13 protein-coding genes are annotated in these 16,876 nt (G+C 68.9%); 4 read left to right on the top strand and 9 right to left on the bottom strand.

Going from position 1 to position 16,876, the window contains the following annotated elements:
* Window positions 1–158: 158 nt before the first annotated feature.
* The 3 genes from ACWIF2_RS24430 to ACWIF2_RS24440 all read left to right on the top strand — a co-directional run bounded on the left by ACWIF2_RS24430 (window position 159) and on the right by ACWIF2_RS24440 (window position 3,270).
* Complete coding sequence (locus ACWIF2_RS24430; RefSeq protein WP_189727359.1) at window positions 159–1,235, top strand: ParA family protein; 1,077 nt, start codon at window positions 159–161, stop codon at window positions 1,233–1,235.
* Entirely contained in the window at window positions 1,232–2,332 is a 1,101-nt protein-coding gene (locus tag ACWIF2_RS24435; protein WP_454362747.1) for a ParB/RepB/Spo0J family partition protein, read from the top strand. Before ACWIF2_RS24430 ends, ACWIF2_RS24435 begins: the two co-directional genes overlap by 4 nt.
* Window positions 2,333–2,652: 320 nt before the next feature.
* Window positions 2,653–3,270 (top strand): GNAT family N-acetyltransferase, encoded by a 618-nt coding sequence (locus ACWIF2_RS24440; RefSeq protein ID WP_454362748.1) that lies wholly within the window; start codon window positions 2,653–2,655, stop codon window positions 3,268–3,270.
* Window positions 3,271–3,359: 89 nt separating this feature from the next.
* On the opposite strand, the gene trxA is transcribed toward ACWIF2_RS24440, so the two are convergent.
* From trxA to ACWIF2_RS24475, 7 genes are all read right to left on the bottom strand, one after another.
* The gene (gene trxA / locus ACWIF2_RS24445) at window positions 3,360–3,692 is read right to left on the bottom strand and encodes a thioredoxin (protein WP_184593875.1); all 333 of its coding nucleotides are present in this window, start codon (window positions 3,690–3,692) and stop codon (window positions 3,360–3,362) included.
* Between the two features lie 46 nt (window positions 3,693–3,738).
* Window positions 3,739–4,707: a thioredoxin-disulfide reductase gene (trxB, locus tag ACWIF2_RS24450; RefSeq protein ID WP_311126633.1), complete on the bottom strand. Its 969-nt coding sequence runs from the start codon at window positions 4,705–4,707 to the stop codon at window positions 3,739–3,741.
* Window positions 4,708–4,874: 167 nt separating this feature from the next.
* A complete protein-coding gene (locus tag ACWIF2_RS24455; RefSeq protein ID WP_454362749.1) occupies window positions 4,875–5,801 on the bottom strand; it encodes an anti-sigma factor family protein in 927 nt (308 codons plus the stop codon).
* Window positions 5,798–6,523 carry an RNA polymerase sigma factor SigM gene (sigM, locus tag ACWIF2_RS24460; RefSeq protein ID WP_454362750.1) on the bottom strand — a complete coding sequence of 242 codons (726 nt, stop codon included), beginning with the start codon at window positions 6,521–6,523 and terminating at the stop codon, window positions 5,798–5,800. Before sigM ends, ACWIF2_RS24455 begins: the two co-directional genes overlap by 4 nt.
* Window positions 6,524–6,550: 27 nt before the next feature.
* The gene (locus ACWIF2_RS24465; protein WP_454362751.1) at window positions 6,551–8,248 is read right to left on the bottom strand and encodes a protein kinase family protein; all 1,698 of its coding nucleotides are present in this window, start codon (window positions 8,246–8,248) and stop codon (window positions 6,551–6,553) included.
* A gap of 141 nt (window positions 8,249–8,389) precedes the next feature.
* Complete coding sequence (murJ, locus tag ACWIF2_RS24470; RefSeq protein WP_454362752.1) at window positions 8,390–10,699, bottom strand: murein biosynthesis integral membrane protein MurJ; 2,310 nt, start codon at window positions 10,697–10,699, stop codon at window positions 8,390–8,392.
* A gap of 42 nt (window positions 10,700–10,741) precedes the next feature.
* Window positions 10,742–13,144: a DUF6049 family protein gene (locus ACWIF2_RS24475; protein WP_454362753.1), complete on the bottom strand. Its 2,403-nt coding sequence runs from the start codon at window positions 13,142–13,144 to the stop codon at window positions 10,742–10,744.
* A gap of 258 nt (window positions 13,145–13,402) precedes the next feature.
* On the opposite strand from ACWIF2_RS24475, the gene ACWIF2_RS24480 reads away from it, so the two are divergent.
* Window positions 13,403–14,848, top strand: coding sequence for a CCA tRNA nucleotidyltransferase (locus ACWIF2_RS24480; protein ID WP_454362754.1), 1,446 nt, complete (start codon window positions 13,403–13,405; stop codon window positions 14,846–14,848).
* Between the two features lie 100 nt (window positions 14,849–14,948).
* Here ACWIF2_RS24480 and ACWIF2_RS24485 read toward each other — a convergent pair whose 3' ends face one another.
* Together ACWIF2_RS24485 and ACWIF2_RS24490 are read right to left on the bottom strand one after the other, a co-directional pair.
* On the bottom strand, window positions 14,949–15,458 hold the full coding sequence (locus tag ACWIF2_RS24485) for an LppU/SCO3897 family protein (RefSeq protein ID WP_454362755.1): 510 nt from the start codon (window positions 15,456–15,458) through the stop codon (window positions 14,949–14,951).
* Between the two features lie 123 nt (window positions 15,459–15,581).
* A complete protein-coding gene (locus ACWIF2_RS24490) occupies window positions 15,582–16,844 on the bottom strand; it encodes an MFS transporter (protein WP_454362756.1) in 1,263 nt (420 codons plus the stop codon).
* Window positions 16,845–16,876: the final 32 nt, after the last annotated feature.

A 16,876-nucleotide genomic window follows, 5' to 3' on the forward strand; every position in this document is an offset into this window, starting at 1 on the left:
GTCGCTCACTGCTGCACGGCATCATCAGTCGTGGCCGCGCTGCGGCCGAACCCCGCGACCGTAAGCCTCTCGGTTCACTCGATGAGGGAACCGAGTTGTCCACAGAGGTGGATTTCTCCACAGAACGCCAGGCCTCACTGGTTCACGACCCCGAAGGCATGGGAGGCTCTGTTCATAGCGAGCCTGAAGTCGAGGAGAGTGAATCCTTGCGGTCCGACGCCAACATCGCGGGACCGATGACCGATCCGGTCCCCGGTCCCCGTACCGAGTCGATGGGGGCGGATGTTTCACGTGAAACACCGCCTCCGATGGACGACACTCCCATCGGTCGTGCTGCCCAACTGGCGGTGGAGGCACTGGGCCGCGCCGGCGAGGGCCTGCCACGGCCCGAGCAGACCCGAATCATGGTGGTCGCCAACCAGAAGGGCGGTGTGGGCAAGACGACGACGACCGTCAATCTTGCCGCGTCACTGGCCCTGCACGGCGGCCGCGTCTTGGTGGTCGACCTCGACCCACAGGGCAATGCGTCCACGGCACTGGGTATCGACCATCACGCCGAAGTTCCTTCCATCTACGACGTGTTGGTGGAGAGCAAGCCGCTCTCCGAGGTCGTCCAGCCGGTCCCTGATGTCGAGGGTCTCTTCTGCGCACCCGCCACGATCGATCTCGCCGGTGCGGAGATCGAGCTGGTGTCCCTGGTGGCCCGGGAGAGCAGGCTGCAGCGTGCCATTCAGGCGTACGAGCAGCCGCTGGACTACATCCTCATCGACTGCCCGCCCTCACTCGGCCTCCTGACGGTCAATGCGTTGGTGGCGGGCCAGGAGGTCCTGATCCCCATCCAGTGCGAGTACTACGCGCTGGAAGGCCTTGGTCAGCTGTTGCGAAACGTCGATCTCGTTCGCGGGCACCTCAACCCCGCCCTGCATGTGTCGACCATCCTGCTCACCATGTACGACGGCCGGACGCGGCTTGCGTCCCAGGTCGCGGACGAGGTGCGCACCCACTTCGGCGACGAGGTACTGCGGACGAGCATCCCCCGTTCCGTCCGTATCTCCGAGGCGCCGAGTTATGGGCAGACGGTATTGACATACGATCCAGGATCGAGTGGTGCCCTCTCTTACCTTGAGGCGGCACGAGAGATCGCGCTGAAGGGCGTCGGCATCAGCTATGAAGCCACGCACGCTCACATCGGCGTACAGCAGAACGACCCGAGCATGGTGGAGGGCATCCAGTGAGTGAGCGACGGAGGGGACTGGGCCGTGGACTCGGCGCACTGATCCCCGCTGCCCCCACGGAGAAGTCGGTGGCCCAGGCGGCCGCAGGGGGAGCAGCTTCCGCATCCCCCACGGCAGTGCCCGCACTGCCGAACGACCGTGGGGTCGCGGCAGCGAAGGTGGCGACTCTGCCGACTGTTTCACGTGAAACAGAGGAGCCCATTCAGCCCAGTGCTCCCGCCGCGCCTGCAGCACCCATCGGTGCGCACTTCGCCGAGATCCCCCTCGACGACATCACGCCGAACCCGCGGCAGCCGCGTGAGGTCTTCGACGATGACGCGCTGGCCGAGCTCATCACCTCGATCAAGGAGGTCGGGCTCCTCCAGCCGGTCGTCGTACGGCAGGTGGGACCCGCCCGCTACGAGCTCATCATGGGCGAGCGCCGCTGGCGTGCCTGCCGCGAGGCGGGACTGGAGGCGATCCCGGCGATCGTGCGGGCCACGGAGGACGAGAAGCTCCTCCTGGACGCTCTGCTGGAGAACCTGCACCGCGCCCAGCTGAACCCGCTGGAAGAGGCAGCCGCCTACGACCAGTTGCTGAGGGACTTCAACTGCACGCACGATCAGCTGGCGGACCGCATCGGCCGGTCGCGCCCGCAGGTCTCCAACACCCTGCGTCTGCTGAAGCTCTCGCCGGCCGTCCAGCGCCGTGTTGCCGCCGGGGTGCTCTCCGCCGGCCACGCACGAGCGCTGCTGTCCGTCGAGGACTCGGAGGAGCAGGACAGGCTGGCCCACCGCATCGTGGCCGAGGGGCTCTCGGTGCGGGCCGTCGAGGAGATCGTGACCCTGATGGGCTCACGTCCTCAGAAGGCTCAGCGGCCCAAGGGCCCGCGTGCCGGTGCCCGGGTCTCTCCCGCGCTCTCCGACCTCGCCACGCGGCTGTCGGACCGTTTCGAGACGCGGGTGAAGGTCGACCTGGGCCAGAAGAAGGGCAAGATCACCGTCGAGTTCGCCTCCATGGAGGACCTGGAGCGGATCCTCGGTTCCCTTGCTCCTGGAGAGGGACCGGTCCTGCAGACGAGCCTTCTGGAGAGTGACTCCGAGGAGAGCGAGTCCTGAGTCTCCGGCAGGAGCCTCCGCTGTGCATCCGACAGAGCGGGCCGTGTCCGGTGTGTACCGGAACATGGCCCGCTCTTTCCTTTCTGGCGGTATCGATGGAATCGCATCGTGGATACGATGCGTTGGGGTACGGCGCGACCACCCGGCAGCACCTCTGAAAGGCAGGCAGGGGCCATGGGAACGATGAGCCGCACCGGACTGGTGAGCGCCGGTTTGGGACTGGGGGCGGTCGGTGGGTTCATCGGCAGTCTCCTCAGGGAACGGAGCGCTCTGACAGCCGCCCGCGACGCGGCGGGCGAAGGAAGCGAGGAACAGCCTTCATGGGGCGTCGGCTCGTACCGCTCACGCTGGACAACCTTCAGGACCTTCCCAAGCGCTGTCGCTCGTGTGTCTTCTGGGAGCTCGACCCAGTCAGCGGTGAGGCCGCGGTAAAGGCGGGCACACCGGCCTTCGAGAAGGAGTCCTGGATCTCGGCTGTTCTGCTGGACTGGGGATCCTGCGGCCGGGTCGTGTACGTCGACGATGTGCCGGTGGGCTTTGTGCTCTACGCCCCTCCCGCCTACGTCCCCCGTTCCATGGCGTTTCCCACGAGTCCCATCTCTCCCGACGCGGTTCAGTTGATGACCGCGTTCATCATGCCGGGCTACCAGGGGCAGGGACTGGGCCGGGTGATGGTCCAGACGGTCGCCAAGGATCTGCTGCGACGCGACTTCAAGGCGATCGAGGCGTTCGGAGATGTGCGCTGGAAGGAGCCGGCCTGTGTGCTGCCGGCTGACCATCTCCTGGCAGTGGGCTTCAAGACGGTCAGGCAGCACCCCACCAGTCCCCGGCTGAGGCTGGAGCTGAGATCGACGCTCTCCTGGAAGGAAGACGTCGAGATGGCGCTGGACCGGCTCCTAGGCGCCGTACAGAAGGAGCCGGCGCTGCGACCGCTGTAGTGCAGTCAAACGAATGGGCCAACCCTTCCGGGTTGGCCCATTCGTGTTTCACGTGAAACATGCACCGTCGCCGTGACGGCTCAGCCGATTCACTCGGCGATGAACTCCTCGAGGTCGCGAACGATCGCGGCCTTCGGCTTCGCGCCCACGATGGTCTTGGCGACCTCGCCGCCCTGGTAGACGTTCAGGGTCGGGATGGACATGACGCCATACTTGGCGGCCGTACCCGGGTTCTCGTCGATGTTCAGCTTGACGACCTCGATCTTCTCGCCGTACTCGGAGGCGATCGCCTCGAGGGACGGCGCGATCTGGCGGCACGGCCCGCACCAGGCGGCCCAGAAGTCCACCAGGACAGGCTTGTCGCTCTTGAGGACGTCCTGCTCGAAGGAGTCGTCGGTCACATTCTTCAGGGTGCCGGCCACGGCGGGCTCCTTAACTGGTTGGTGCGCGGGGCGGGTAGGGAGGGGTTCAGACAGAGGTCTTCTCGGGCTCGGGCTGCTCTTCGTCCGCGAGGGCGGCGAGGAAGCGCTCGGCGTCGAGCGCAGCGGAGCAGCCGGTCCCGGCCGCGGTGATCGCCTGGCGGTAGGTGTGGTCGACCACGTCGCCGGCACCGAAGACACCGGTCAGGTTCGTGCGCGTCGACGGCGCCTCCACCTTCAGGTAGCCCTCTTCGTCCAGGTCGAGCTGACCCTTGAAGAGCTCGGTGCGGGGGTCGTGGCCGATGGCGATGAACAGGCCGGTCACCGGCAGGTCGGAGAGCTCACCGGTCTTGAGGTTGCGCAGCTTCAGGCCCGAGAGCTTCGGGTCGCCCTGGATCTCGGCGACCTCGCTGTCCCACACGAACTTGATCTTCGGGTCGGCGAAGGCACGCTCCTGCATGGCCTTGGAAGCGCGCAGGGTGTCGCGGCGGTGGACCACGGTCACGGACTTGGCGAACCGCGAGAGGAAGGTGGCCTCCTCCATGGCGGTGTCGCCGCCACCGATCACGGCGATGTCCTGGTCCTTGAAGAAGAACCCGTCACAGGTGGCGCACCAGGACACCCCACGGCCGGAGAGGGCGTCCTCGTTCGGCAGACCGAGCTTGCGGTGCTGCGAGCCGGTGGAGACGATGACGGCCTTCGCCCGGTGGACGGTGCCGGCGGTGTCCGTGACGGTCTTGATCTCGCCGGACAGGTCGACGGCCACGACATCGTCCGGGACGAGTTCGGCGCCGAAGCGCTCCGCCTGGGCACGCATGTTGTCCATGAGCTCGGGGCCCATGATGCCGTCCTGGAAGCCAGGGAAGTTCTCGACGTCGGTGGTGTTCATGAGCGCACCGCCTGCGGTGACGGCCCCCTCGAACACCAGCGGCTTCAGCGACGCGCGCGCGGTGTAGAGGGCCGCCGTGTAGCCGGCGGGCCCGGAGCCGATGATGATCACGTTACGGACGTCGCTCACGGCTTGTTTCCTCGTCTCTGGTCTGCGTCGTTCGACCGGTGGGAGCCTCTTTCGGAACTCTCACACCACCCAACGGATCCTAAGGGGCGCGCATTCCCGCTGTGTCCGGGCACACGGAGATGCGGCACTGTGCTGGATACCACGCAGGGCCAGGACGATGCACTCGCTCAGGAGGACGGGTAGGAGCGCTCCAGGAGGACCTTGCCCCCGGCAGTGGACGCCTGGTGATCCACACAGGTCGCGTCGACGATATAGGCGGTGACCCGGGTGGCGTCGGTGGCGTCGGGAAGCAGCACGAGCATGGCCTTCTTCCCCTGATACCTACCGTTCTCCACAGCCAGGGCCGCGTCCTTGCGCCCGATGCCGTCACGGACGCAGCCGGGCACGGTGGGCTCCCTGAGGAACTTGGGGTGGTTGCTGCCGGGGGCGGTCGCCGCGCCGAGGGGGGTGCGGGAACTGCCGCCTTCCTCGCTCTGGTTCTCGGCGAGGAGATCGGTGACCTGCTTCTGCAGCTTCCCCTCGGAGAAGGTGTCCGCCGCGGTGGTCTGCCGGTCGCCCGCTGTGTCGTGGGGCGGCTTGTTGTCGCCGAGTGACGACAGCAGGACGGAGCCAAGCCCCAGGGCTGCCACCGTGAAGACGGTCCCCAGGACGGCGATCCTGCGCCGCCCGTTCCGTGTGCGTCCCTTGCGGCCCGGTCCGGTGGTGGAAGAGCGGGGGCGACCGGCGGGCCGGTCGGCGGGCGTCGATGTTTCACGTGAAACATGCGCACCACTGTCGTCCTCGGAAGCGGAGCGGGAAGCACTGGCCGGCGTCAGCCCCTCAGCGGCCTCAGGCTCCGTGGCGTTCAGCAGAGCCTCGGCGGCGAGTGCGGCATCGATGCGGCCCGCGACAGCGGCGGGCATGCGCGGCGGTCCCGGCAGCGTGCCGAGCAGGCCGCGGATCTCCTCCAGTGAGGCATAGACGTCCGCGCAGAGCTCGCACTCGTCCAGATGGCGACGCACGTCGGTGCTCCGGGACGGCGGGAGAATGCCTTCGGAGAGGTCGGAGATCTCCGCGACGTCCGGGTGCCCGGCCATGTCTGTCGTCGACGTCACGCTCGTCCACCTCCGCCCTTCACTGCAGCTGAGTCGCTGGGTCCTGTGTCCGGCGGTCCCGTTCGGCGTGGTCCCGCTGCGGGTGGGACGGTTGGCTCTTGCGTCCGGTTCCGTTCCCCGCCCGGGTTCTTGTCCTGGCGGCCGTTGTCCGGTCGTAGATGGGTGAGCAGCGGCAGGAGTCTGGCTCTGCCGCGTGCGCATCGGCTCTTGACCGTGCCGGTCGGCACCTCGAGGATGCGGGCCGCCTCCGCGACCGGGTAGCCCTGCATGTCCACCAGGACGAGCGCCGCGCGCTGGTCGGCCGGCAGGGTGCCCAGGGCTTCGATGAGCTGCCGATGGAGATCGTTGCGCTCGGCGGGCGCGGAAGCCGACTCGTGCGGCTCCAGCAGCTGCTCCAGGCGCTCGGTGTCGTCGACGGGAGAGGTCTTCCGGGAGGCGACCTTGCGGGCGCGGTCCAGGCAGGCGTTCACCGTGATCCTGTGCAGCCAGGTTGTGACGGCCGACTGGCCCCGGAAGGTGTGGGCGGCCCGGTAGGCGGATACGAGGGCGTCCTGCACCGCGTCAGCGGCCTCCTCGCGGTCCCCCAGCGTCCGCAGGGCGACGGCCCAGAGGCGATCGCGATGCCGCCGCACGATCTCACCGAAGGCGTCGGGGTCGCCTTCGACATGGCGGGCGAGCAGATCCTGATCGCTTACTCCGTCGTACCCGGTGCCGTCTGCCATCGGCCTCCTTCCTCGAGGCAGATGCGGTCAGCTGGTCACCTTGATGTCCGCCACCCTGCCGCGCCACTTGCCGTCGTCCGACTGCATGGGCAGCTCGGTCAGCCACACCAGAAGGTAGCGGCTTTTGAGGGCCTTGGGCTTGAGTTCCACCGTCGTCCCCTTGCCCTCGGCGACCTTGGTGTAGGCGTCGAAGGACGTAGGCTCCGAGCCCGCGTCCGCGCTCGCGCTGCGGAGCTCGACCGAGGTGTCCCCGACGAAGGTGACCTTCACCTTTCCGACCTGCTGGACCTTGCCGAGGTCGAGGATGACACCGACACCCGACTTCAGGCGGCCGAAGTCCGAACTCAGGTAGAAGTCCGTCTGCCAGTAGGTGGCCGTGCTGTTGTCGTAGACCTTCCCTATGTCGGACGGCTTCTCGGAACCGTCAGCGCCGAAGGGGTCGAAGTCGCGGGCACCGCTGATGGCGATGGGCTTGCCGCCCGTCGGCTTCTTCGGGCTCTTGTCGTTCCCGTCGTTGGTCTGCGTCTGGCCCGGGTCCTCGTTCTTGCCGCCCTGGTCCATGAGCGCGTCCGCCAGCTGCCAGCTGCCGAGGCCCAGTGCGGCGATCAGGAGGGCGGACACGGCCCACTTCAGGGCCTTGCCCGTGCGGCTCTGCAGCGGGGGCGGCGGGGCCGGGACCGGCTGGGTGGCGCCGTGACGCGGGGCCTGGCGGCCGTACGTGCCCTGCTGGTACGTCGTGCGCTGGTACTCGGGCGGGGCGGTGAACGCCGGCTCCGGCGGGCGGATGCGGGGCATCTCGCCGATCGCCTTCACCAGCTCCTCGGGCGTCGTGCACGGCGACTCGTGCCGGGACGCGGTGGCTCCGTCGTTGACGAGCGCGCGCATGGACAGTTCGGAGAGCCCGCGGTGCACACCGGCACGCACCTGGTCGGGTGCGATCAGGCCGATGTCCTTCGGCAGGCCCGACAGGCCGTAGGCGTCGCTCTCGTACGGCCAGCGCTGGGTGAGCGCCGCGTACAGCAGGGCGCCGATGGCCTCGGTGTCGGTGCGCTGCGGGGTGTCGGTCGTGATGCCGCGCAGGGCGGCGTTCACGGCGAGTCCGCGGATGCGCCACTGACCGGTCGAGGTGCGCAGCACGGCGTTGGGGTTCAGCCGCAGATGGGCGAGACCCTCGCGGTGCGCGGCGGCCATGGCGGAGGAGATCTGACTGACCATCTGGTAGGCGTCGTACGGCTCCAGTGGCCCGGAGGCGAGGAGCGGGGTCAGCTCCGTCGCGTCGGGAAGCCACTCGTGGACGACATAGACGAGGTCGTTCTCCTCCACCGCGTCCAGCACCTGGACGAAGCGGGGGTCGCCGAGGAGCGCGGAGGAGCGTGCGGCGGCCAGGACCGAGCGGGCCCTTGAGTGGTCGGCGGGCAGGATGTGCACGCCGACGGCGCGGCGGAGCTTCTCGTCCACGGCACGCCAGCTGCTGAAACCGTCCAGACGGGTGACGCACTCCTCGAGACGGTAGCGTCTGGCGAGTTTGTGCCCACTGTGCAGTTCAGGCGGCGAGGTCGTTCCGGGACCGTCGGTCCGGGTGCTCTCCTGTACCTCGTCGCTGTCCGTGTCCCGCTCCCGGTTCTTGGCCACCCCGTCGGCCGTGGACTGGTCCGCCTTCGCGGTCAGCGACGAGTCGTCGCTGTTGTCTGCCACGTCGACGGCAGCCGTACTACGTTCCGCCACCGTCGTTCCTGCCTCCCCATCCATGTGCGCGCCGTCCGCCATCCGTTGCGCGCCGTCCGACGCCGAAACCAATTGTGCCCACAGTCCGCCGCTATGCACGACACGCAGCGGCTGATGATGGTTGTGCGCCTACCCCCCGACTCAGCGTCCCAGGCGTCCGCGCACCATGCCGACCAGCGAGTTGAGTTCCTCGATGCGCATGCGGCGGGCGGCGACGAAGAAGATCCCGAGGAGCACGGCACTGCCGGCCAGTACCCCGGCGATCGAGCCTCCGACGCCCTGGCCGAGGGTCTGGCCGATGCCGTAGCAGGCCGCGCCGCTGAGCAGTGCGGCCGGGATCGACGCGATGCTCAGCCGGGCGTAAGTCCGCAGGACACGGGCGCCGTCGAGGTCCCCGCCCAGCCGCTTGCGCAGCCGGCTCCAGGCGACGCCGACACCGATCGCGTACGCCAGGCCGTACGAGGCGGCCATGCCGACCACGGCCCAGCGGGACGGCATGACGAAGTAGCAGATCGCCGACGCGCCCGCGTTGACCGCGGCCACGATGACCGTGTTGTAGAAGGGGGTTCGGGTGTCCTCATAGGCGTAGAAGGCCCGCAGGACGACGTACTGCACGGAGTACGGGATCAGGCCGAGACCGAACGCCATCAGCATGAAGCCCATGTTGGTGGCCTCGCTGGTGCCCGAGGAGCCGAACATCAGCGTGCACATGGGGATGCCGAGCGAGAGGAAACCGAAGGCGATCGGCACGATCGCGACCGCCGTGGTGCGCAGGCCCTGGGAGATGTCGTCGCGGACGGCGCCACCGTCGCCCTCGGCCGCCGAGCGCGACAGACGCGGCAGCAGAGCCGCCATGAGGGAGACGGTGATGATGGCCTGCGGCAGGCCCCAGATCAGCTGTGCGTTGGCGTAGGCGGAGAAGCCGGTGCCGTCGACGGGCGAGTCCTTGCCCGCCGCGGTGGACAGCCAGACGACGACCATGGCGCCCGCCTGGTTGGCGAGGACGAACAGAACCGTCCACTTGGCGAGCGTGATGGCCTTGCCGAGGCCCTGGCCCTTCCAGTCGAAGCGCAGCCGCAGCCGGAAGCCGGTCTCGCGCAGATAGGGGATCATCGCCAGCGCCTGGACCACGAGGCCGAGCAGGACGCCGATGCCGAGGAGGCGCTGGCCCTCCGGCGGGATGGTCGTGACCTTCATCCCGGAGTCGGCGGCGGTGCCGTAGACGTAGATGAACATGCCCAGCGTCACGATGATGACGATGTTGTTCAGGACCGGGGTCCACATCATCGCGCCGAACTTCCCGCGCGCGTTGAGGATCTGGCCCATCACCACATGGACGCCCATGAAGAAGATCGAGGGCAGGAAGTACTGGACGAAGGTGATGCCGACCTGATTCGCCGCGGGGTCGCTGGCGATCGAGGGGGACATCATGCGGATCAGGAGCGGCGCGCCGAAGACCGCGAGCGCGGTGAGTGCGCCGAGTGCCACCATGACGAGGGTCAGCAGGCGGTTGGCGTACGCCTCGCCGCCGTCCTCGTCGTCCTTCATGGCGCGCACGAGCTGCGGCACGAAGACGGAGTTGAGACCGCCGCCGACCGTGAGGATGTAGATCATCGTCGGCAGCTGGTAGGCGACCTGGAAGGTGTCACCGAGAAAGCCGACGCCGATGGCCGACACGATCAGCGCGGAGCGGATGAAGCCGGTGAGGCGGGAGACCATCGTGCCCGCCGCCATCACGGCGCTGGACTTCATGAGCCCGGCGGCGCGGCCGCCCTTCTTTGGGGCCGCTGAGGCAGCGGGCTCCGGGGCGGGGGGCTCGTCGACGAGGGGCGGCGTCGGTGCGGTCTGGCCGGGCGCGCCGTACGGACCCTGCGCCCCGTACTGGCCCTGCGGCGCGTACTGGCCCTGTCCCATCTGACCCGGGGCCTGGGACGGACCGGGGACCGACGGCTGCTCGTACGACGGGTGACCGCTGTTCTGCTGCTGGTCCCTGTAGAGGTGCGCGAAGGCGTCCGGCTCCTGGCGCGGCTCGCCCGCCTGGGAGACCAGATCGTCCACCCCTACGAACTGGGTGGTCCTGGGGTCGTCGCCGTACGGCAGGTGCCGCGTCGGGCCCTCCGGCTCCGGCGCGGGCGTCTGGGCCCACACCTGCGGGTCGGGCGCGTACGGCGACTGGGGCGGCTGGGCGTACATCTGCTGAGGCTGGTACGTGCCCGGAGGGGGCGGCGGGTGCGCGGCGCGGTCGTAGAGCGCCTCGGCGACCGGGTCCTGGGCGGAGAGGTCCTGTGCCCGGTAGGGGTCCTGGTCGTAGGCGTCCTGGAGGTACATGTCCGCTGGGGGCTGCGGCGGTACCTGGCCGTGCTCGGCCGGCGAGCCCTCGGGCCCACCCGACTCGGGGTAGCCCGGGCTGCCCGCGGCACGGCCGCGGTCACCGTCGTACGGCGCGTTCATGGTTACCCCACCTCATCGTCCCCGGCCCACCGGCCACGACATCTAACGGTCCACTCTCTCACCCGTGCCGGACGGGTCGGCGCTTTCCGCTGCGGTGTCCGGAGCCGGGTCACTCGGCTGCTCCGGGCCCTCTGCCCGAGGTCCGGCCCCGGTCTCCTGCTTGAGACGGTCGCCGGCGGCCTCGGGGTTCTGCGCAGCGCCGGCCGGGCTCTGCGGACTGTCGGCGTCGTCCGTCTCGGCGGTGCCGTCCTCGTCCGTCTCGCGGGCGGCGGCGCGCTTGCGCTGGGTGTACATACGGAAGCCGGCGAGGACCAGGAGCAGGACACCGCCGCCGATGACCAGCATCACGGTGGCCGTGACCTCGGTGACCTTCACGTCGAAGGTGACGGGGGCGCCGTACTTCTGACCGTCCTCGGTGTACAGCTGGGCGACGACCTCGGCCCGGCCGTTGGCGTTGGCCGACGTGGTGAACTTCACCGACTGGCTGTGGCCGCCGTTCACGGTGACGCGCTGTTCCTCGTAGGCGTCGTCGCCGATCTTCAGACGCGTCGGGTTCTTCGACGTGAGCCGCAGCTCCAGGTGCTCGACGCCCTGGACCAGGTTGTTCTGGACGGTCACGGGGATCGTGGCGCTGCGGCCGGAGAGCTTGGTCTCCGACTTCTCGATCAGCTTGACCCCGTTGGTGAGCCCGTTGAGGTACGACTCGACGCCGTAGCGGTACCCCACCGCCGCCACGCCCCGGCCACGCCACGACGTGGACATCTCGCGGTTCATGGCCCGTCCGAAGGGGGTCACCACCCGGGACTGGTCGGTGAGGATCACCTTGAAGCTGTCGAGCTTGCCCTGTGTCCTCGCGATCTGCTCGAAGCCGGCTCGCAGCAGCTCCTGGTTACGGAGCGAGGCGGGGTACTTGGAGGTCGAGGGCACCTTGGTGTTGGCCGCCGGGTCCGGCTTGGCCTTGGCGGCGTCAGCGAGGTCCTGCGACTCGGACCAGTTCCCGTTCTGGAGGGTGGCCAGCGCCTCGGCCATGGCCTGCGCCTGGCTCACGGAGGGCATGCGCTGCGGGGCGACGACGACACTGCGCTGCTTGCCGGTCTGGAGGCCGAGCGTCAGGCTCTGGGCCAGGAAGCGCTGCACGGCGAGCGTGGACGCGGAGGCCTTCGTCAGGTTGCCCTGGAACGCCGTGGACATCCTGGCATCCGCGACGACCGCCGTGGTGCCGCCTCCGACGGGCCGGGCCGCGGAGGGCGTGTACGACAGGTTGTCCTGGAGGCTGTCGCTGCGGGCGATCACCTTGTCGGCACCCGCGGAGGTCGCGACCTTCATGATCGACGGATCGACGGCGCCGTTCACCGGCCACGCGAAGTCCGTGGACGGTTTCACGTGGAGGATGGTCGGGATCGTTTCGTCGATGACGTCGGTGGCTTCCTTGAGGTGGCTCAGGGTGCCGGTGACGTTCGTTCCGTTGTGGGCGACCGAGGCGAGGTCGGGGTCGCCGAAGGGCAGGGCGACGACCTCCTTGCCCGTGACCGCCTGCTGGAGCTCGGCGAGCCACTGCTTGGCGACCGCCTGGTTCCGGCCGGCGGTGGTGGTGCCGTCCTCGCCTCTGACCTCGTAGTTCCGCGTCATCGCGTCGACGGACGCCAGCAGGTCCGGGTCGATCACCCAGGTGATGTCGAGGCCCTTGCCCAGCGACACCATCTGATCGAGTCGGCCGCCCGGGGCGATCTCCTCGGCGAGGTCGTCGTTGCGGAAGACCGGTGTCTGCTGCTCGTTCGACCCCGTCTCGGCCGTCATATGGACGGTGGAGGTGAGCGGCCACATGAACGTGGTCTTCGTCTTGGTGCCGGCCTCCTCGGGCTGCCACGGCAGGAACGTGCGCTGGACCCCCAGGACCTGGTCCCAGGGCTGCGCGGAGGTCTCCCCGGAGAGCGCGACGGCCAGCTGGTAGACGCCGTCCGGGCCGAGGTCCAGCTCGTCGGCCGGCACGGAGATGTTGAAGGGCTCGGCCACGCCGGGGGTGAGCTTGGAGAGCTTCTCGCTGTACTTGCCGCCGACCGCCTTGCCGGTGGGGCCCTGGACGGCGTTGCTCTTCTTCGCGAGGGCGTCGATGGAGGAGCGGGTGTCGAGCGAGGGGCCCACCCGGAGATCGACGTGGGCGTCGGTGACCGCCTGCTTGCCGTTGTTGGTGACCGTGCCCGACACGTTCACCGTGTCGCCCTCGGAGGGGGCGGTGGGGCTGAGCGAGTCGACGGCGACGGACACCGAGCCCGCGCCGGCGGCCGCCTGCGGGGCCTCCTGTCCGGCCGCGTCCGCCGGGCCCGCGGCGGGCAGCTGGAGCAGCCCGGCCAGCAGGGGCGCACCGGCGAGCAGTGCCCCGGTGCGCCGGAGCCACCGGCGGGCCGGTGAGGCACTGGTCCCCTGGAAGTCTGCCGCGTCGGCCACGCGCTTCGCCCGTCCCTCGTCGTCGTCAGTGGTCGTCGGAATGTGCGTCCACGCATGGTAACGATGCGCGCTGAGGGGAAGTGCCGCGGTCCGCTCCACAAGATCGCGGGCGGACACCGTCCCGCCCGGTATGTGACCGTATAAAAGGGAGCGGTTCTTTACATCTCAAGGGCGAGTCTTGTGCGTCTATTCACGGACGAGTCCGCACGCGTAATAGGGGGAGCTTACGGCCGCCCGGGCCACGTACCCTCTTCTGTTGTGCCGAACGCCAACGAAGAAACGTCCAGTGCCCTCAGCCAGGTGCAGCACCGTGCGGTGAGTGAACTGCTGCGGGTCGCTCCTGTCGCCGACGTCCTCGCCCGCCGATTCCAGGAGGCCGGGTTCTCACTCGCCCTGGTCGGCGGCTCGGTGCGGGACGCGCTGCTGGGCCGGCTCGGCAACGATCTCGACTTCACGACCGATGCCCGTCCCCAGGACGTACTCAAGATCGTGCGCCCATGGGCCGACGCCGTCTGGGAGGTCGGGATCGCCTTCGGCACCGTCGGCGCACAGAAGGACGGCTACCAGATCGAGGTGACCACTTACCGTTCGGAGGCCTACGACCGGACCTCACGCAAGCCCGAGGTGTCGTACGGCGACTCGATCGAGGAGGACCTCGTCCGTCGTGACTTCACCGTGAACGCGATGGCCGTCGCGCTGCCGGAGAAGGAGTTCGTCGACCCGCACGGCGGGCTCCAGGACCTCGCGTCGCGGGTGCTGCGCACTCCTGGCACCCCGGAGGAGTCGTTCTCGGACGACCCGCTGCGGATGATGCGGGCCGCGCGCTTCGCCGCTCAGCTCGACTTCGAGGTCGCCCCCGAGGTCGTCACGGCGATGACGGAGATGGCCGGGCGTATCGAGATCGTCTCGGCCGAGCGGGTGCGGGACGAGCTGAACAAGCTGGTCCTGTCTCCCTACCCGCGCAAGGGTCTGACGCTGCTCGTCGAGACCGGCCTCGCCGACCGTGTGCTGCCCGAGCTGCCCGCTCTGCGCCTGGAGCGTGACGAGCACCATCGGCACAAGGACGTCTACGACCACACCCTGATCGTCCTGGAGCAGGCGATGGCTCTGGAGGACGACGGTCCCGACCTGACGCTCCGCCTGGCCGCCCTGCTCCACGACATCGGAAAGCCGCGCACCCGTCGCTTCGAGAAAGACGGCCGGGTCTCGTTCCACCACCACGAGGTGGTGGGGGCGAAGATGACCAAGAAGCGCATGACGGCGCTCAAGTACTCCAACGAGCTGGTGAAGGACGTCTCACGTCTGGTCGAGCTCCATCTGCGCTTCCACGGTTACGGCACCGGTGAGTGGACGGACTCGGCGGTCCGCCGCTACGTCCGTGACGCCGGTCCGCTCCTCGACCGCCTCCACAAGCTGACCCGCTCGGACTGCACCACGCGCAACAAACGCAAGGCAGCGGCGCTGTCGCGTGCGTACGACGGCCTGGAGGATCGGATCGCCAGCCTTCAGGAGCAGGAGGAGCTGGACTCCATCCGCCCGGACCTCGATGGCAACCAGATCATGGAGATCCTCGGCGTCGGTCCCGGCCCGGTCATCGGCCGTGCTTACAAGCACATGCTGGAACTGCGGCTGGAGAACGGGCCGATGGAGCACGATGTCGCACTGGCTGCACTCAAGGAGTGGTGGGCCGAGCAGGAGAGCTGAGGCAGTGGAACGGGGTCATGTTTCACGTGAAACATGACCCCGCACAAGACAGCCAAGGGGCGGTGTTTCACGTGAAACACCGCCCCTCTGTGTGTCTGCCCTACTTCTTGTAGTCCTTCAGGCAGAGCAGGAAGTCCTTGCCGTCACCGCTCTCGGTGTACGAGTACTGGAAGTCCTTGGCCTCGGACTCGCACTTGCTCGACGCGAGAGTGTCCGTGAGGAACGAGCCCTCGATCTTGGCCAGCACCACGTACTGAGCCTTCGCGTCGCTGCACTTGACGACTTCGAGGTCCGGGTTGTTGTCGCTGGTGCTGCCACGGTGCATGCAGTCGCCGACGGCCGCCGTGTTGGCGTCGTCCCGGCTGGTTATGTAGCCCCCGATGGCGATGCCCGCCACCGCGATGACGATCACGATGTTCTTGATGGTCTTGAAGCTGAGCTTGCGGCCGGACGGCTGCGGCGGGACCGGGGCGTACGGAGCACCCTGGGGCGGGAAGCCGGGCTGTCCGGGCTGCTGGGGGTAGCCGCCCTGCGGCGGGTACGGAGCCTGGGGCTGACCCGCGGGCTGGTTCTGTGCGAACGGGTTGCCCTGGGGCGGCGGAGTGGTCATTCGGGGGTCCCCCTAGTACATGGTGAATGACGCGAACATGTCGCGAGATAAGACGCACGTAAGTTATCGGGCCCCACTGACATCTCAGTAGTCAGGAGTGGCTCTGTGTCATTGATGTGACACTTACCGGTGGCCAAACCGGGCCATAGCCGTCGCTACTGCCGCGTAGATAGCGGCGATCGTGATCACCAGCGCCACGGATCGGCCGTCCGGAGGCAGCATCAGGGCCGCCACGGCGGCGGCGCCGACGAAGAAGACGTTGAACAGGACGTCGTAGACAGAGAAGATCCGGCCACGGAAGCCGTCCTCCACGGACGACTGGACAATGGTGTCGGTGGCGATCTTCGCGCCCTGGGTGGTCAGCCCCAGGACGAAGGCCGCGACCAGCAGCGGGACGGTGGCGAACGGCAGCCCGAGAGCGGGCTCCAGCAGAGCGGCGGCCCCCGCGCACACGACGATCCAGCGGCCCGGCCCCAGCCGCCCGGCGGCCCACGGCGTCACCACGGCCGCCGCGAAGAATCCCCCGCCGGAGACGCCCAACGCCAGCCCCAGCAGGGCGAGTCCGTCGTCCGTGGTAGAGGTGAGCGCGTACCGGCAGAGCATCAGCAGCATGACCAGCAGGGCGCCGTAGCAGAACCGCATCAGCGCCATCGCCGCCAGCGCCCAGGCGGCCTCCCGGCGCTGCGGCGCGGCCAGGTGACGTACGCCGGCCACCAGGTCGCGGACGGTGCCCGTGAGAGCGGGCCCGAGCTGCTCACGTACCAGGGTCCGGTCGGGGCCGAGAAGCTCCCGCGCCATGCTCAGCGAAGCCACAGCCGCGCACAGGTACAGCCCGGCTGCCACGAGCACCACGGCGGCGTCGGAGTCCGCCACCACCAGGCGGACGACGAAGGCCAGGCCGCCGCCCGCGGTCGCCGCCAGGGTTCCCGCGGTCGGGGAGAGGGAGTTGGCGATGACCAGGCGCTCGGCGTCGACCACGCGCGGCAGGGCGGCGGAGAGTCCGGCGAGAACGAAGCGGTTGACCGCGGTGACGCACAAGGCGGAGACGTAGAAGAGCCAGTCGGGAGCCGGGCTGAGTATCAGCAGGGCCGTCGCCGAGGCCAGCAGGGCGCGCAGCAGGCTGCCGTACAGCAGGACCTGGCGGCGCCGCCAACGGTCCAGCAGGACACCGGCGAAGGGGCCGACGAGGGAGTACGGGAGCAGCAGCACCGCCATCGCGGAGGCGACCGCCGCGGCCGAGGTCTGCCGCTCCGGAGAGAAGACGACGTACGCCGCGAGCGCGACCTGGTACACGCCGTCGGCGCCCTGGGAGAGCAGGCGCATGGCGAGCAGACGCCGGAAGCCCTGGAAGCGCAGCAGGACGCGCAGGTCACGGACGACGGCCATGGGGCACAGCCTCACATACGGGGAGGGTCCCC

The sequence above is a fragment of the Streptomyces sp. NPDC055506 genome (assembly GCF_053643595.1).

Excerpts from the sequence above, each read along its gene's own strand:
- ACWIF2_RS24430 (WP_189727359.1), top strand. The coding sequence starts at position 159 with ATGGGAGGCTCTGTTCATAGCGAGCCTGAAGTCGAGGAGAGTGAATCC.
- ACWIF2_RS24440 (WP_454362748.1), top strand. The coding sequence starts at position 2,653 with ATGGGGCGTCGGCTCGTACCGCTCACGCTGGACAACCTTCAGGACCTT.
- sigM (WP_454362750.1), bottom strand. The coding sequence starts at position 6,523 with ATGGCAGACGGCACCGGGTACGACGGAGTAAGCGATCAGGATCTGCTC.
- murJ (WP_454362752.1), bottom strand. The coding sequence starts at position 10,699 with ATGAACGCGCCGTACGACGGTGACCGCGGCCGTGCCGCGGGCAGCCCG.
- ACWIF2_RS24485 (WP_454362755.1), bottom strand. The coding sequence starts at position 15,458 with ATGACCACTCCGCCGCCCCAGGGCAACCCGTTCGCACAGAACCAGCCC.
- ACWIF2_RS24490 (WP_454362756.1), bottom strand. The coding sequence starts at position 16,844 with ATGGCCGTCGTCCGTGACCTGCGCGTCCTGCTGCGCTTCCAGGGCTTC.